The organism is Labrys sp. F242, from assembly GCF_057813875.1.
This window is the reverse complement of record NZ_JBVASG010000004.1, coordinates 426552-442629: the sequence shown is the minus strand read 5'-3', so window position 1 is coordinate 442629 and position 16078 is coordinate 426552. Positions and strand designations below refer to the sequence as shown.

Genomic DNA, 16078 nt, shown 5'->3' with positions numbered 1-16078 from the left:
TCACCAGCGGTAGCGCAGGCTGGCAATGACCTTGCGTCCCTCGTCGAAATAGCAATAGCCGACCGTGCAGATCTGCTTGACCTCGTTGAGCAGATTGGTGGCGCTGACCTGCACGCGCATGCCGGCGAGTTTTGGATTGAGGTTTTCGAGGTCATAGCGGATCGAGGCGTCGACGAAGGTGCGCGGCTTGTTTTCGAGTATTGCGCGATTGAGATTGTCGCCCAGGCTCGAGCCGACATAGCGCACGCCGCCGCCAATGCCGAGGCCGGTGGCCGGCCCCTCCTGGAAGGTATAATCGAGCCAGAGCGAGGCCATGTGATAGGGCACGCTCGACAGACGGTTGCCCTCGGTGTCGGGAGTGAGCTTGAGGATGCGGGCATCGTTGTAGGAATAGGAAGCCTGGACGCTGAGCCCGTTGGTCAGCGAGGCCACGCCCTCGATCTCGACACCGCGCGAGCGCACGTCGAGCTGGACCTGCTTGTTGAGACCGTCGATGACTTCATAGACCACCGCATTGTTCTGGCGCATGTCGAAGACGGCGGCGCGCAGCGACGCGTTCATGTTGGGAATGTCGTATTTGACGCCGATTTCGGTCTGTTCGCCGGTGGTGGGCACGGCGACGCCGCCATTGAGCACCGTACCCGGATTGGGCGTGAAGGAGGTGCCATACGCGACATAGGGGGCGAGGCCGAAATCGGTGACATAGCTCAAGGCCGCCCGTCCGGTGAACTTGGTGTCGCGGCTCTTGCTTTGCGTCATGCCGCTGCCGACCGTGCCCTTGCTGAAGCGGCTATAGAGCCAGTCGTGCCGGCCGCCGAGCGTCAGGCGCCAGTTCTGCCACTTGACCTGGTCCTGGACATAGATGCCGGTCATCGCCAGCGTCTGCTTCGACTGGGTGGTCAGCGGAGGGTCGACACCAAGGGGCGCGCCGCCATAGCCTTCTGCCGAACGGTAATGCAGATAGCTGGTGTCCAGACCCGTCACGAGCGTGTGTTCGAGCGGACCTGTGGCAAAGTGGCTTTCCAGGCTGGTATCGCTGGCAAAGCCGGCCGTGCTCTCGCGGGTCAGGCCAGGGCCGAAATAGTAATATTCCTGATTGGTGCCAAGTTGCGAATAGCGTGCGTTCTGGCGCAGGATCAGGGCATCGCTGAACTTGTGCTCGAACTCGTAGCCGATGCGCCCCTGCTGCTGGCGAAAGTCGTTGTAGCGGCGATCGCCGGCGAATACTTTGGTGGCGCCAACCGACTTGTCGGTGACGTTGCCCTGGCTATCGACATCGGGCGCGTAGCGGTTGAGGTAGACCTGAGTGCCGCCAACGGTGGAATCCATATATTCGCCAAGCAGCGTGAGCTTGGTGGCATCGTTGGGCTTCCAGGTTATCGCCGGTGCGATGAAGACGCGGTCGTCCCGGCCGGCGCTCAGATCGGCCTTGGCATTGCGGACGACGCCGGTCAGCCGATAGAATACAGTCTTCTCGGCATTGAGAGGTCCCGACAGGTCGAAATTGCCCTGGAGCCGACCGAAGGAACCTGTCTGCAATTCGATCTCGCGGAAAGGCGTCTCGGTCGGGCGCTTGGAGATGATGTCGACGATGCCGCCCGTGCTGCTGGCACCATAGATGGAAGCGGCCGGGCCACGCAGGATGGAAATCGCTTCCACCCCATAAGGTTCGAGCCTGAACAGGCCGTTCGGGCTGTTGAGTTGCCGCAGTCCGTCGCGGAACACGCCGGTATTGGTCATGTCGATGCCGCGGACCATGAAACCGTCATACCGGGAATCGAAGCCATACATGCCCACGACGGCACCGGGGGTGTAGGCGATCGCCTCGAGCAAATTCTGTGGCTTGCGCTCTTCGAGCTGGGGCTGCGTCACGGTGGAGACGGATTGCGGCACTTCCAGCAAAGGAGTGTCGGTCTTGGTGGGGCTCCGACCGGAGGTCGCGACATAACCGGTGGTTGCGATCACGCCCGCTACTCCGCCGCGGTCCTTGCCCTCCACCACCACCGGATCGAGTTCGATCGTCGCGGCGCCGCTGGATTGCGCATGGGCGGCACCAGACATCAGAACAAGCGATGCGGACGCCAGAAGGGCGGATTCAAGTTTCACAGGCCGAGAGCTTTCTTCAAGAAAAAGTCAGACCCGCCTAACAATATCCTCCAGCTCAAGTCAACGAGTACATATTTGAATCATTCAAAATTGGCACTTTATAATACGGTAATTTAAATATTTAAAAATATATAGATAATTATAAGATTTTTCGTAAATTTATACTTACATTTATGCTTGAAAATCCAAACTATAAAAACAAAAATATATCTTATCGATTGCCAGTGACACTGCGGCAGGAAGTCAAGAGCGCCGCCTCGAATCGTGGATCGCCACAGGCAGCCGCTGCGCTCGAACATGGCGATGGGATGATGCCTGCTCCAGGTAGGGCAGGGGCCTCGCCAGATCGGCAGGGTCTCGTGACCACGGGATTGGCCTGTACCGCGGCCGCTGAAACGGGGGCTTCGCCCAGGCTGCCGGCACCCGCAAGGCATGCACGGATGTGCCTCCTTCATAAAAGCATGTTCTGGGAGTAAGTCCTTCATTATGAAGAGATTAATGTTTGGTTGGCATATCTGGTTGCATAAGCGCGTCGGCTAGAATCAAAGCTCCGAAGGGGTCGCCTTGATCCGATCGTGTGGTTTGTCGGAGCCGATGGTCGCAGGAATGCGACGGGGAAGCCCGTCGATCCGAATGAGCATGTCGCGAAGGATTTCGGGTGGGGGATGAATCATATATGGCCTCAGCGCCAGTGTCCATCAGTCCGGCGTGCTTCCATTTGCGGAACCTGGCCTTACTCGTCATGGATTTCGATATAGCTTTCCCTACGGATTTTGTCGTACGGTCGTGTCATATTACCATGCTCGACGTGCTGATCGTTGCAAGACTGAAATGACGTGGCAGCTTCCATGAAACAAGTAACCATCCGCGCGCGTATAATGCTGAGTTTCGGCATTATCCTTCTGGTCGTTCTAGCCATCGGGCTGTTTGCCTATTGGCAGCTCAAGTCGATCGATGACCATGTCACCAGTCTCAAGTCCGACTCCGTTGCCGGGCTACGACAGGCAGCTTTCGTCAAGGATGGACTTTTTGCCGACTATCTTGCCTTCGTCATGTCACGCGAGGCTGCGGCCAAGGCCCCGACCGACGATCAGCTTGCCGACGGCAGAACCAAGATGGAGCAACTTTTCAGGGGCTATGAGGAAACGATCGTTGCCGACGCCGATCGGCAGCTTTTCTCGCGCTTCAAGGACTCGGTCGCTTCCTATCAGAGCCTGAAGGAAGGCTTTCTCAAGCAGGCGGCGGCGCGCAACGGCACGCCTGGGAACGGGGAGGCGAATGCATCGGCCGCTTCAGGTGTCGATGCGGCTTTCAACACGGCCTTCAAGAACCTCACCGATGTAATAGCGTTCAACCAGCAACGCGCCTTTGCCTTGCCCGATATCGTCGGCAATGAAATCCTCTCTTTGCTGAGCGCCATGATAGTGGCCTTCGCATTTGCCCTGGTGATTGCCGCCTTTGCAGGCTTTTCGCTGCTGCGCGCCATCACCAAGCCCCTGCTGCAGTTGAAGACGCTGATGAACACCATGCGCAAGGGCGACTTTACCCAGCGCATGCAGATCGTTCGGCAGGACGAGTTGGGCGACCTCGGCGAAGGCTACAACCGCATGGCCGACGAAGTGATGGAACTCGTCGGCCAGGTCCAGCGCTCGGGTATCCGCGTCAGCACGTCGATGACCGAGATTGCGGCGACGTCCAAACAGCAGCAGGCAACGGCCTCGGAAGTCGCCGCCACCACAACGGAGATCGGTGCGACCTCCCGCGAGATCGCAGCAACCTCCAAGGAGTTGGTCAGGACCATGTCCGATGTCGTGACGGTGTCCGAGCACACCGCCAGTCTGGCATCGGGAGGCAAGGTCGAGCTGGCCCATATGGAGGACACCATGAACCAGGTGATGGGCGCTGCCAGCTCCATCACCGCCAAGCTTGCCGTGCTGAACGAAAAAGCCAGCGACATCAACCAGGTCGTCACGGCGATCACCAAAGTTGCCGATCAGACCAATCTCTTGTCGCTCAATGCCGCGATCGAGGCAGAAAAGGCCGGCGAATATGGACGCGGCTTTGCCGTGGTGTCTTCGGAAATTCGGCGTCTGGCCGACCAGACGGCCGTCGCCACCTACGACATCGAGCAGATGGTCAAGGAGATCCAGTCCGCCGTGTCGGCCAGCGTCATGGGCATGGACAAGTTCTCGGAGGAAGTGCGACGCGGCCTGCACGATGTCCATGAGATCGGAGCCAAACTTTCCGAGATCATCACGCAGGTGCAGGCGCTTACGCCCCGCTATGAATCCGTCAGCGAAGGCATGCAGGCGCAGGCGACGGGGGCCGAGCAGATCAGCGAGGCGCTCATACAGCTGACCGAAGCGACGCAGCAGACGGTGGAATCCCTGCGCCAGTCCAGCTCGGCTATCGACGAACTCAATCACGTCGCCAGCAATCTCAGCGGAAGCATCGCACGCTTCAAGCTCGAGATGGCCTGACGCGCAAAGGCGCATGGAAACAAGAAGCTGGAGCTGCAGTGCGTTTTCGCCAGAACGCGCTTTTCTCCAGGATATGGCGGAACCCAGAATGCTCTTCCTCTATTTCCGGATCGGCGATGAGGGCTTTGCGATGACGATCGATCCGATCGTCGAGGTCATGCCGTTGACGGAATTGAAGAAGGTGCGTCAGGCGCCCGAGGGGGTCGCCGGCTCCTTCGAATATCGCGGCCGTTATGTACCGGTCATCGATCTGTGTACCCTCGAGCTTGGCCGGCCGGCGCGCCGGCGCCTGAGCACGCGCATCATCGTCATACGCCATCCGCAGGACGATACCGTCCTGCTGGGTCTGATCGCGGAAAATGCCACGGAGATGCTCCGGCTGGATCCGGCCGAATTCGCACCTTTCGCGCCCGGCCCGCATGGCCTGGTTCAGCGTGTTCAACTGGAAGGCCTGCTCCCTGCTGCGCTTCTCACCGCCGTTCGCAGCCAGCCGGTGGCCAGCCAATGAGCGACCCGCGCTTCGAGCAATTCCTGGGGCGCGTCATCGGGCTGAATGCTGCCTCCATCGGCCCGTCGGCGATCGAGCGTGCGGTGGTGGCGCGGTACAAGGCGTGCAAGCTCGACGGCGCCCAGGCCTATTGGGAACTGCTGCAAAATTCCGAAGAAGAAGTGCAGGAGTTGATCGAGGCGGTCATCGTCCCCGAGACCTGGTTCTTTCGCGCTCCCCAGGCTTTCGTTGCCTTGGCGCGGCTGGTGACGCGCGGAACGTTCCAAGCCGATGCTTCTCACCCATTGCGCCTCCTCAGCCTGCCTTGCTCGAGCGGGGAGGAGCCTTATACGATCGCCATGGCGCTGCTCGATGCGGGCTTGACCGTCGATCAATTCCGTATCGACGCCATCGATCTCAGCGCTCGCTCGCTTGCCCTTGCCAAACAGGGCATCTATGGGCGTAACTCGTTTCGGGGGGAGAATCTGGCTTTCCGCGACCGCTATTTCGAAGCAACCAGGGACGGATACAGGCTTCGGGACGCCGTCCGCAGCCCCGTGCAGTTCAGCCTGGGCAATATCGTGGCGCCGCATTTCTATGCCGATCCGGCGAGCTATGATTTCGTTTTTTGCCGCAACCTGCTGATCTATTTCGATGTGGCGACGCAAAGGCAGGCGATCGCCGTGATCCGGCGCCTGCTCGCGCCCCATGGGATCGCCTTTGTCGGCCATTCGGAGGCCGGGCTGATGGGGGCCAACGGCTTCACCTCGACCAAGATTCCGATGGCGTTCGCCTTCCACAAGGAAAGCGCCCGCCCAAGCACCACCAAGGCCAGACCCACGCCGTCGGCAATCGCGACCCGGCCACGGCGGGAGCCGCCGCCACTGCCGAAACCGAGGCCTTTCGCTCCCACGCCTCCTCGACGCGAGAAGAAGCGGGAAACAGCGCTGCCAAACCTCGACGAGTTGCGCCGGCTGGCCGATCGGGGCCGGCTGGAGGAGGCTGCGCGGGGATGCGAAGCGTTGATCCGTCAGGATGGCGCGACTCCCGACGCCCTGGCACTGCTGGGCTTGATCAGCGACGCCTCCGGCGATCTGGGCACGGCAGAGCGCTATTACCGTAAGGCCCTCTATCTGGATCCCGCCAATACGGAGGCGCTCGGCCATCTCGCCCTCCTGCTCAGGAAACAGGGCGATCATGGCGGCGCCAGACTGCTCGACGAGCGCTTGCGACGCCTGGACGAACGGAGAGTGCGATGACGAGCCTGGCTTCCGACGTTCCCGCCGCAGTGTCGCCCTTCGAGATCGACAATTGCTGGCAGCGGATCGGCGTGCGCGGCGACAAATCATGCCCGGAACTCCGGCGCCATGCGCATTGCCACAATTGTGAGGTGTTTTCACGCGCGGCCTCTCGATTGCTCGATCGTGACGTTCCCCCAGGAGAGATCACCGCTGCCCTTCCGCCAGCGGGGGCGGGCGCGATCGCGCGTTCGTCCAATACCCAATCGGTACTGGTCTTCCGGTTGGGCAGCGAGTGGTTTGCCTTGCCCACGCTGGTCCTGGACGAGGTGACCGGCCTGCGCTCCATCCATTCACTGCCGCACCGGCGCAATCCTGCGCTGCTGGGTCTGGTCAATGTGCGCGGCGAATTGGTGATCTGCGTCTCGATCGCCCAGGTCCTCATCGGCGGCGAGCAGCATTCGCCGCAGGGCCGGCTGATCGTCGCCCACCATGCCGGTTCCCGCTTTGCGTTTCCCGTCGACGAGGTCCAGTACACCCATCTCTATGTGGAAGCGGAGCTGAAGCCTGTGCCGGCCACCGTGGCCCAGTCGAGTTCGGGTTTCACCCGAGGCCTGCTGTCTTGGCGCGACAGAAATGTCGGCCGGCTCGATGAGCATGCGTTGTTCGAGACCCTCGGCAGGGGGCTGGCACGATGACACAGGATCTCAGCCAATTCTCGATGCGCGACCTGTTTCGCATCGAAGCGGAAGGACAGGCCGAGGCGATGACGACGGCCTTGTTGGCGCTCGACAAGGATCCGGCACGAGCCGACCAGATCGAGGCCTGCATGCGAGCCGCTCACTCTCTCAAGGGGGCTGCCCGCATCGTCGAGATCCATGCCGCCGTGACGATCGCGCATGCGATGGAAGATCTTTTCGTTCTGGCCCAACAGCGCGGCGCCCGGCTGGATCACGGTCGGATCGACGTACTCCTGCGCGGCGTGGATCTGCTTCTGACTTTCGCCAGATCGCCGGATCTCGAAAGCGGTTCGCGCGACGAGGCCTGGCAGGCCGAAGCCGATCAGTTCGTCCTGGAACTCAGCCAGCCTCAAGCCGAAGCTGCGGAGATGCCGGCGCCGGTGCCGAAGCCGACGCCCGAGCCCACCCCTCTGCCCCTACCAGTGGCGGAGGAGACGACCTCAGCCTCCGGATCGACCGACCGGGCCCTACGAGTCAGTGCCGAAAATCTCAACCGGCTCCTCGATCTCGCTGGTGAATCACTGGTGGAATCGCGATGGCTGGGACCTTTCGGTCAGTCGCTGCAACGCCTCAAGCGTCTCCAGCTCGAGGCGGCGAGTGCATTGGAGTCGCTGCGCGCTGTCTTGCCGGTCCACGCCCTGGATGAACGGGCGCAATCGGCCCTCGACAAGGCCCAGCAACGCCTTCTGGAATGCCGGCAGCATCTGTCGCAGCGACTGGGAGAACTGGAAGCCACCGACCATCAGGCCACCACGCTCGCCCACCGGCTCTACGATCAAGCGCTGGCGATACGCATGCGTCCCTTCTCCGACGGCATCGCGGCCTATCCGCGCATGGTGCGCGACATTGCGCGCGAACTCGACAAGAAGGTGCGGCTGGAGATCGTCGGCGAGCGCACGCTGGTGGATCGTGACATTCTGGACAGGCTCGATGCTCCGCTTGGTCATCTCCTGCGCAACGCCCTTGATCACGGTATTGAAAGCCCCGACGAAAGGGTTGCCACCGGCAAGGCCAACGAAGGCGTGGTCCGTCTGGAAGCATCGCACCGCGCGGGCACGTTGCAGATCACCGTCTCGGACGATGGGCGCGGTATCGATCTCGAACAGATCCGCCAAACCGTGATTGCACGAAACCTTGCCAGCTCGGACACGGCGAACAGGCTCAGCGCCCATGAATTGCTCGAATTCCTGTTCCTGCCCGGCTTCTCCATGAAGGGAAAGGTCACCGTTATTTCCGGCCGGGGCGTAGGGCTGGATGTCGTGCAGGAGATGATCCGCCAGGTTCGCGGCCTGGTGCGAGTAACGTCCGAGCTCGGCGAAGGTACACGCTTCAAGCTGGAGCTGCCGCTCACGCTCTCGGTGGTCCGTTCGCTGATCGTGGAAATCGGCGGGGAGCCCTACGCCTTTCCCTTCGCCCATATCGTGCGCGCCATCAAGATCGCCGGCGATCAGGTCCAGACCCTGGAAGGGCGCCAGCATTTCAACCTCGATGGGCAGCTGGTCGGCCTGGTCGCGGCACATCAGGTGCTGGGTTGTCCGCCGGCTGATGATCCCAACGGCGAATTGCGCATCGTCGTGGTCGGCAGCCCCGGTGCCATGTACGGACTGGTGGTCGAGCGCTTCCTCGGCGGTCGCGAGCTGGTGGTGCAGCCGCTCGACCCGCGCCTCGGCAAGATCAAGGATATCAGTGCGGCTGCCTTGATGGAGGACGGCTCGCCACTCCTGATCATCGACGTCGAGGACATCATCCGTTCCATGGAAAAACTCTCCTCCGCTGATCAGCTTGCTCAGATTGGCCGAAAGAAGGCCGGCAGGCAGGAGGAAAGGCGCAAGCGCGTGCTCGTCGTCGACGATTCCCTCACCGTGCGCGAGCTGCAGCGCAAACTGCTCGACCATCGCGGCTACGAGGTCGAAGTGGCCGTCGACGGCATGGATGGCTGGAACGCCTTGCGCAATGGCCGTTTCGATCTCCTGATCAGCGATATCGACATGCCGCGCATCGACGGGATCGAACTGGTCCACCGCATCCGGCAGGACGCCGATCTCAAATCGCTGCCGGTGATGATCGTGTCCTACAAAGATCGAGCGGAGGATCGCCAGCGTGGCCTGGACGCTGGGGCGGATTATTATCTTACCAAAGGCAGTTTCCAGGATGATACTCTGATCAACGCAGTGGTGGATCTGATTGGCGAGGCTGGGGTATGAGGATCGCGATCGTCAATGATTTGCCGCTGGCGGTGGAAGCAATGCGCCGGGTACTTGCCATGGCACCCCAGCATCAGCTTGCCTGGGTCGCCGCCGATGGTGTGCAGGCAGTGGAGTTGTGCAGCCGGGACCGGCCCGATCTCGTGCTGATGGACCTGATCATGCCGCGCATGGACGGTATCGAAGCCACCCGTCGGATCATGGCGCAGTCGCCCTGCGCCATCCTGATCGTGACAGCTGACGTCGAGACCAATGCGGCACGCGTTTTTGCCGCCATGGGGGAGGGGGCTCTCGATGCGGTCGACACGCCACTTCTAGGCTCGCGCGAGACGCGTTGGGGGGCACGCCCCCTCCTGGCAAAGATCGACGTGATCGCTAATCTGGTCACCGACGGCAATCCCAGGCAAAGGTCTGCCGATATGGCACGACCACAGACCCAGCAACTCATCGCGATCGGCGCATCGGCCGGCGGTCCCACCGCATTGGCCACGGTGTTGAAAAGCCTACCCGGTAATTGTGCTGCCGGCATCGTGATCGTTCAGCATGTCGATGCCCGCTTTGCGCCCGGCCTTGCCAACTGGCTCAGCCAGCATTCCACTCTTCCGGTCCAGCTCGCGAGCGAGGGGGATCGCGCTTTGCCGGGACAGGTTCTGGTCGCCGGCACCGACAATCATCTGGTTTTCAAGGCCGGCGGGCAATTGGGCTATACGCCCAATCCGGTCGATCAGGTTTATCGTCCGTCCGTGGACGTTTTTTTCGACAGCGTGGTACGCCTATGGAAAGGTCCGGTGACCGGCGTCCTGCTGACCGGCATGGGATCGGATGGAGCGCGCGGCCTGAAAGCGCTCCGTGAACTTGGACATCACACTATCGCGCAGGACCAGGCTACAAGTGCGGTCTATGGCATGCCCAAGGCGGCAGCCGCCCTGGGTGCCGCGACGGACATTCTGCCGCTGGACAGAATCGCCTCGCGTCTGACCGAACTGCTCGGCTCCCCGCGCCTGAGAAGAGGAACTGCCCCATGAGCCAGCCAGCAGACGTCAAATCTCACGGCGCCGCCTCCCTCGACACCATCCATCAGTCGGTCATGGTCCTTCTGGTCGATGATCAGATCATGGTCGGCGAGGCCATCCGGCGCGCGCTGATCGATGAGATCGAGATCGAATTGCATTATTGCTCCAATCCGCTGGAGGCCCTTGCCATCGCCAAGCGGGTGAAGCCCACCGTGATCCTGCAGGATCTGGTGATGCCCAATATGAATGGCCTGACCCTGGTCCGCCAATATCGTGCCGACCCCGCCACCAAGGCCATTCCCGTCATCGTGCTCTCGACGGAGGAGGAGGCGGCTGTCAAGAGCGAAGCTTTTCGGATCGGCGCCAATGACTATCTCGTCAAGCTGCCTGACCGGATCGAGCTGATTGCGCGCATCCGCTACCATTCTGCGGCCTATCTGACCCAGATCCAACGCGACGAAGCCTATCGTGCCTTGCGTCGAAGCCAGCAGGAGTTGATGGAGACCAATCTCGAGTTGCAGCGCCTGACCAATGCTGACGGCCTGACGGGCCTCAGCAACCGGCGCTATTTCGATCAATATCTTGATACCGAGTGGCGCCAGGCCATACGCGCGAAAGAGCCGATCTCGTTGTTGATCATCGATGTCGATCACTTCAAGCAATATAACGACACCTATGGCCACCTTGCCGGTGACGAGGTGTTGAAAACGGTGGCGACAGCGGTGAGGGGCACCTTCCATCGCCCCAAGGACCTGGCAGTACGCCTGGGGGGTGAGGAATTCGCCGTGGTGCTGCCGCAAACCCAGGCGGGCGATCTTGCCTTTCTTGCAGATAAGGTGGTGCAGGCCATCGAGGCGCTAGGGCTGCCGCACGCGGCCTCTCCGATCGCCGACAAGGTCACCATCAGCGTTGGCGGCGCAACCCATGTTCCCGCCAGCGACGACCGGCCCGAAAAATTGATCGAGGCGGCCGACAAGGCGATGTATGAAGCCAAGAGATCCGGCCGCAATCGCGCTACCACGGCGGCGGGCCTGTAGGCCGTTTTGCGACCTCGTTGAGTCACGCAGAATCGCAAAGACGCGTTTAAACAAGGACTTCGGCCAAGAAAGCGCTCTGCCGTGAACACGCCTTGCCATCGGCAACGTGTGCTCTCTCGCAAAGAGACACTAATGACCGGGGCATTTGCGCGCCAGGGCCTGCAGGCCGGCGAGGGCGAATGTTTCCAGCGCGCATGACATCGGTTCGATCTCCCGTTCGCGCTCTGCCAGGCTCGGGGCGATGGATTCCAGCACACCGCGCTCCACCGTAGCCAGGACCATGAAGGGTGCGTTGAGCGCCAGTTCGGCCCTACCGATGTCGGGATGGTCCAGCGGACGATCTAGCATGCGGGCAAGCAGGTCACGCAGCCAATGGACCTGGGGCGCCAGAAAATCCTCGTCCACAATCAGCGTGGAGACCGTGGGCGTCACCATCTCGCGCGTGACCAGCCTGATCTGCCATGAGCGTTCGGCCGGCGACAGCAATCGCCGGGCCATCAGGCCATAATAGGCCTTGAGCTGATCCAGGGGCTCGGCGTGTTCCAGAATGGCCGCGAATGCCTCGGGCGGAATGACGACCTCGCGCCGTGCCTCTGACACCGCCGCTTCATAGAGCGGGCGGATACCACCGAAATAATAGTTCACCGCCGCTGTGTTGACGCCGGCCAGATCGCAAATTTCCCGGCTCGTCGCCGCATGGTAGCCCTTGTCGGCAAAGACCCGTCCGGCCGTTTCGATCAGGTTTTGGCGCGTCTTCACGCCACGCTCCTGGCTGTCTGGCGAAACACGACGGGCATGCAGGGGTCTGGGCATGAAGCTTGGACACTGTCTCTTGAGAAGTAACTTTTTACCCACGAGCTTTAAAATGTCAATTTCATATTCGGATTTGACATTGCGGTGCCGTTCGAGCAACCTCACGTTCTGCTGAGGCAATGGCTGTGCGCAAAGGCACATGCGGTCTCCGTTGAGCCTGCACCAACCCGCTGGAACCGCGCTATGCCCTTATCTTCGTCGGCGCCTCGCAAGCCAACCGCTCCGGTCGCCGACGAGCAGCACGCCGTTCCCGCGCCGATACCGCAACATACTGCGGGGCAACTCCCGCTCGATCACAGCGTGCCCGTTCCAGCCGTGCAGATATATCGGGATACCAGCGCACATGTCGTTGTCATCTGCGCCAATGCCTTGACCCGGACCTGCCTCATGCATTGCCTGACAGGCTCTGAAACCGGATTGGTGGTGGAGGGTTACGCCGACGTCGAAGAGTGGGGCAGGCGGGGGCAGGGCGCCTCCATCGCATTGCTGTGCGTCACCGGTACACGGGAGACGACAATCGCCGTCGAGCGAATGGTGAGGCGCGTTCTTGCCGTCACGCCCGGTGTGCGGGTTGTGGTGATTTCCGACATGAAATCGGCAAGCGACGTTTCGAAGGCTCTGGAGCAGGGTGCCAGTGGCTTCATTGCCATGGATTCCAATGTCGATGTCGCCATCGCTGCCATTCGCCTGGTCCGCAGCGGCGGTGTGTTCGTGCCCTCCCACAGCGTGATGCAGTCTCGAACCGAGACCATGCCTTTGCCAAGTGGCGGGGGATCCTTACGGGATCGGGTGACCGCAAAGCAGCTCGAGGTCGTCGGCCTGATCCGCAGGGGGCTGCCGAACAAGCTGATTGCTGCTGAACTCGAGATGAGCGAGTTCACGGTGAAAGTGCATGTCAGGAACATCATGAAGCGTCTCAATGCGCGCAACAGAACAGAGGTTGTGGCCTTGACCAATGCCTATTTTACGCGCGACTACGCGACGGATGATGGCATCTGAAACACGACCCTGCGGGTAGGGACGGCGGAACATCGTCACCAGACCGAGCGTTAGCCGAATTGGCCGCCAAATCGCGCTCTCGCAGAACCTAACATTCTATAACCTATTGTTATTAATAGTTTTTTGACCAGGAACACGCCACCTCGCTGCAAAGAGCGGGGAATGCCATCTCGGCCCTCCGCAACAGGCCGGTGGGCATGGTCGTGATTCGAGGAGCATCGAGCATGACGCATCCACTTTTCAGCCTGTTGCGAACGCTGGATCAGCAGCACCTTTGGTATGTGCTGGACCGACTGACGCCCGACTCGATCACCCTGACGGTGACGGCCGCCGACAGTCGGTTCGAGATCGACATCTACGAGAATGGGCGTGTCGAATATACGCATTCCCCGACAGGCGGCGAGACTGATCGGGCCAGCCAGGCATTGGAGGGGACCCTCAAGCTGCTGGCCATCGCCGCACGCAGAGTCGCCCGGCCGGATCCGTAGACTTGAAGCATTTTTCTCCATAGCATCATACTTAATCTAAATGTTAAGAAAATATCTATAATATATTGATATTGCTTAATATTTATAGATATTAATCCATTTATCAGCAGTTCTCTCTAGAAGAACTGGCTGAGGAACACCGCCGCCTCGTCCGTGATGCCGATGATCTTGTTCGTCGCTTGCCGATAGAATTTGAAATTGAGCTCCGTGCCGGGCTGGCCGTCCTGCCAATTGCTGAGACGTTTGAGCTCGCGGCGCCCCAGTGGCCTCTGGGCAAGCGCGATGCGGCGCACGGCAATGCTCACACGCGGGGTCTGCCGAAGGGTGTCCTGTTTCTTGGCAACCGCCTCGGCAGAGGTCACGACGCCACGGGCGAAAAGACCCTGGCCCCCCTCATTTTCGCTCGCAAACAGGAAGATGATGTCGCCCTCAGCGATATGCTTGCCGGCATACATCGTCTTCTGTGCGGTGAAGCTGAGATTTTCCGCATCCAGGTCACGAATCTCGGCCTTGATCGCAAATGCCATGCTTCCACGCCTTGTCCTGACGCTCTGGGACCGCCCGTCCGTGCTTTCCGGCTTGCGCAACAGTGAAACCTGTCCGGTTGCCGTGCGCAAGGCGGTCGGCGACACTGGCGGGAAGGGCGACGGCTTTCGAGCTGGCGTATCCGGTCGAATGTCGGAAAAGTGCGCACTGCTTCGTCCTTGAGGCAGGTACGATAGGAGAGCAGGAGGAATCATGCCCGAATTCGTCACTGTGAAGGCGAACCGAGCCAACTGAGACGGCCAGCGATGGTCTTGGATCTTGGGATGATAGGTTTCCTCATGCCAAATATGCATTCTGAATACGGAGCAGGATCATGAAGGCACTGATTGCGGGAGCTGGCATCGGTGGGTTGACCGCTGCTTTGTTCCTTCATCGGGTGGGAGTGGACGTCGAGATTTTCGAGGGCGCAAAGGATGTGCGTGAACTGGGCGTCGGCATCAACATGTTGCCGCATGCCGTCGGCCTGTTGACGGAGCTGGGGCTGATCGAGGAACTCGATGCCGCGGGCATCCGGACGCGCGAATTGATCTATGCGAACCGGTTCGGGCAGGTGGTGTGGCGCGAGTTGCGCGGCATCGATGCAGGTCTCGCCGCACCTCAGTTCAGCATTCACAGAGGTAGGTTGCTCGGCCTGATCCATCGCGCCGTGATCGAGCGGATGGGCCCGGCGGTGATCCGCACCGGATGCCGCGTGAATGGTTTCGAGCAAAACAGTAATGCCGTCATCGTTCACCTGTCGGACAGCCTCGGCAGGCCGACGCAAGCTGTCGGTGACCTGCTCGTGGGGGCCGATGGCATTCATTCGGCCGTGCGTGCCGCACTCTATCCTGGAGAGGGCCAGCCGATCTGGAGCGGCATCATGCTCTGGCGTGGCGCCACCCCCTGGCCGAAATGGCAGGACGGTCGCACCATGGCGATCGCGGGCGGAAACTTTGCCAAATTCGTGTTCTATCCAATTGAAAAACATGAACAAAACTCAGAGACGCACCTCACCAATTGGGCGGTGATGGCACGAGCAGGCCAAGAGAGGGTTCAGAGCTTCTCCCTGGGAAACTGGAGCAGGCCCGGCGTGCTCGAAGAAGTCCTGCCATTCGTTCGCGACCGCTTCCACCTCGACTATGTCGATCCCGTCGCAATCATCAAAGCCACGGACGCGTTCTACGAATATCCCAACTGCGATCGCGAACCACTGCCGCGCTGGTCGTTCGGGCGCGTTACCTTGCTGGGGGATGCAGCCCATCCCATGTATCCGGTCGGTTCGAACGGCGCGAGTCAGGCCATTCTCGACGCCCGATCCCTGTCGGAGCACCTCCGCGCCGCGGATACGATCGAGGCGGCCCTGGCGGCTTATGACGCAGAGCGACGCCCCAGCACCGCCCAGATCGTCCTGGCCAATCGCAAGGGCGGTCCCGAGGGCGTGATCGATATGGTGGAAGCTCGGGCGCCCGACGGTTTTGCCGATATCGAGGCCGTTGCAACCTATGAGGAGCGAGAGCGTGTCGTGCGTGGCTACGCCTCATTGGCTGGATTTGGGCGTCAAGCGCAACCCGATCCACCATTTCCCCCGACTTGAAATATCAGGTGTCAATTTAACAAATTAATTCAAAAACTCATTTCATATAATCAATTTCTGATTGGAATGGCGGGGAGGGGCTTTGTTCTCCCACACGGTCCGCGCTTGTCGCCAAGGCCTTTTTGGAAAGAGCATAACCTGGGGGCACTGGGCATTTTGAAATTGAGCTTCGTGCCGGGCTGGCCGCGATACCAGTTGCTGAGGCGTTTGAGCTTGCCGTGTCTGGGCAAACGTGACGCGGCGCACGGCCCGCTTACCTCTCGGATTTGGGGACCCAATAGACCGTCGAGTTCGTAGCCGATCCATCTACGCTGCTCTGGCTTGACCCAAAACGATCTGGCTGCACGCGGGGCC

The 16078-nt window shown here is 60.8% G+C and carries 13 protein-coding genes; 10 read left to right on the top strand and 3 right to left on the bottom strand.

Features of this window, described 5'->3' with window-relative positions:
- Window positions 1-2061, bottom strand: a complete 2061-nt coding sequence (locus ACZYTC_RS25470; protein ID WP_488990858.1) for a TonB-dependent siderophore receptor — start codon at window positions 2059-2061, stop codon at window positions 1-3.
- Between the two features lie 893 nt (window positions 2062-2954).
- Between ACZYTC_RS25470 and ACZYTC_RS25465 the strand changes: the two genes are divergently transcribed.
- The 7 genes from ACZYTC_RS25465 (at window position 2955) to ACZYTC_RS25435 (ending at window position 11305) form a co-directional block, all read left to right on the top strand.
- The gene (locus tag ACZYTC_RS25465; protein ID WP_488990857.1) at window positions 2955-4586 is read left to right on the top strand and encodes a methyl-accepting chemotaxis protein; all 1632 of its coding nucleotides are present in this window, start codon (window positions 2955-2957) and stop codon (window positions 4584-4586) included.
- 88 nt (window positions 4587-4674) lie between these two features.
- Window positions 4675-5094 carry a chemotaxis protein CheW gene (locus tag ACZYTC_RS25460; RefSeq protein ID WP_434960812.1) on the top strand — a complete coding sequence of 140 codons (420 nt, stop codon included), beginning with the start codon at window positions 4675-4677 and terminating at the stop codon, window positions 5092-5094.
- Entirely contained in the window at window positions 5091-6332 is a 1242-nt protein-coding gene (locus tag ACZYTC_RS25455; protein WP_488990856.1) for a CheR family methyltransferase, read from the top strand. Before ACZYTC_RS25460 ends, ACZYTC_RS25455 begins: the two co-directional genes overlap by 4 nt.
- Complete coding sequence (locus tag ACZYTC_RS25450; RefSeq protein ID WP_488990855.1) at window positions 6329-7009, top strand: chemotaxis protein CheW; 681 nt, start codon at window positions 6329-6331, stop codon at window positions 7007-7009. Before ACZYTC_RS25455 ends, ACZYTC_RS25450 begins: the two co-directional genes overlap by 4 nt.
- Window positions 7006-9255, top strand: coding sequence for a hybrid sensor histidine kinase/response regulator (locus tag ACZYTC_RS25445; protein WP_441770764.1), 2250 nt, complete (start codon window positions 7006-7008; stop codon window positions 9253-9255). The genes ACZYTC_RS25450 and ACZYTC_RS25445 overlap by 4 nt, the downstream gene beginning before the upstream one ends.
- A complete protein-coding gene (locus tag ACZYTC_RS25440; protein ID WP_434960816.1) occupies window positions 9252-10280 on the top strand; it encodes a chemotaxis response regulator protein-glutamate methylesterase in 1029 nt (342 codons plus the stop codon). The genes ACZYTC_RS25445 and ACZYTC_RS25440 overlap by 4 nt, the downstream gene beginning before the upstream one ends.
- Window positions 10277-11305 (top strand): diguanylate cyclase domain-containing protein, encoded by a 1029-nt coding sequence (locus tag ACZYTC_RS25435; RefSeq protein WP_434960817.1) that lies wholly within the window; start codon window positions 10277-10279, stop codon window positions 11303-11305. The genes ACZYTC_RS25440 and ACZYTC_RS25435 overlap by 4 nt, the downstream gene beginning before the upstream one ends.
- 129 nt (window positions 11306-11434) lie before the next feature.
- Here ACZYTC_RS25435 and ACZYTC_RS25430 read toward each other — a convergent pair whose 3' ends face one another.
- Window positions 11435-12064 carry a TetR/AcrR family transcriptional regulator gene (locus ACZYTC_RS25430; RefSeq protein ID WP_434960818.1) on the bottom strand — a complete coding sequence of 210 codons (630 nt, stop codon included), beginning with the start codon at window positions 12062-12064 and terminating at the stop codon, window positions 11435-11437.
- Window positions 12065-12505: 441 nt separating this feature from the next.
- Here ACZYTC_RS25430 and ACZYTC_RS25425 point away from each other — a divergent pair, with 441 nt between their 5' ends.
- Window positions 12506-13117 (top strand): response regulator transcription factor, encoded by a 612-nt coding sequence (locus tag ACZYTC_RS25425; protein WP_488990854.1) that lies wholly within the window; start codon window positions 12506-12508, stop codon window positions 13115-13117.
- A 224-nt stretch (window positions 13118-13341) separates the two neighbouring features.
- Window positions 13342-13605 (top strand): hypothetical protein, encoded by a 264-nt coding sequence (locus ACZYTC_RS25420; protein WP_441770766.1) that lies wholly within the window; start codon window positions 13342-13344, stop codon window positions 13603-13605.
- Between the two features lie 116 nt (window positions 13606-13721).
- Here the strand turns inward: ACZYTC_RS25420 and ACZYTC_RS25415 are convergent, their stop codons facing one another.
- Window positions 13722-14132, bottom strand: coding sequence for a hypothetical protein (locus ACZYTC_RS25415; RefSeq protein ID WP_441770767.1), 411 nt, complete (start codon window positions 14130-14132; stop codon window positions 13722-13724).
- A gap of 332 nt (window positions 14133-14464) precedes the next feature.
- On the opposite strand from ACZYTC_RS25415, the gene ACZYTC_RS25410 reads away from it, so the two are divergent.
- Entirely contained in the window at window positions 14465-15724 is a 1260-nt protein-coding gene (locus ACZYTC_RS25410) for a flavin-dependent oxidoreductase (protein ID WP_441770768.1), read from the top strand.
- The last annotated feature ends 354 nt before the right edge of the window (window positions 15725-16078 follow it).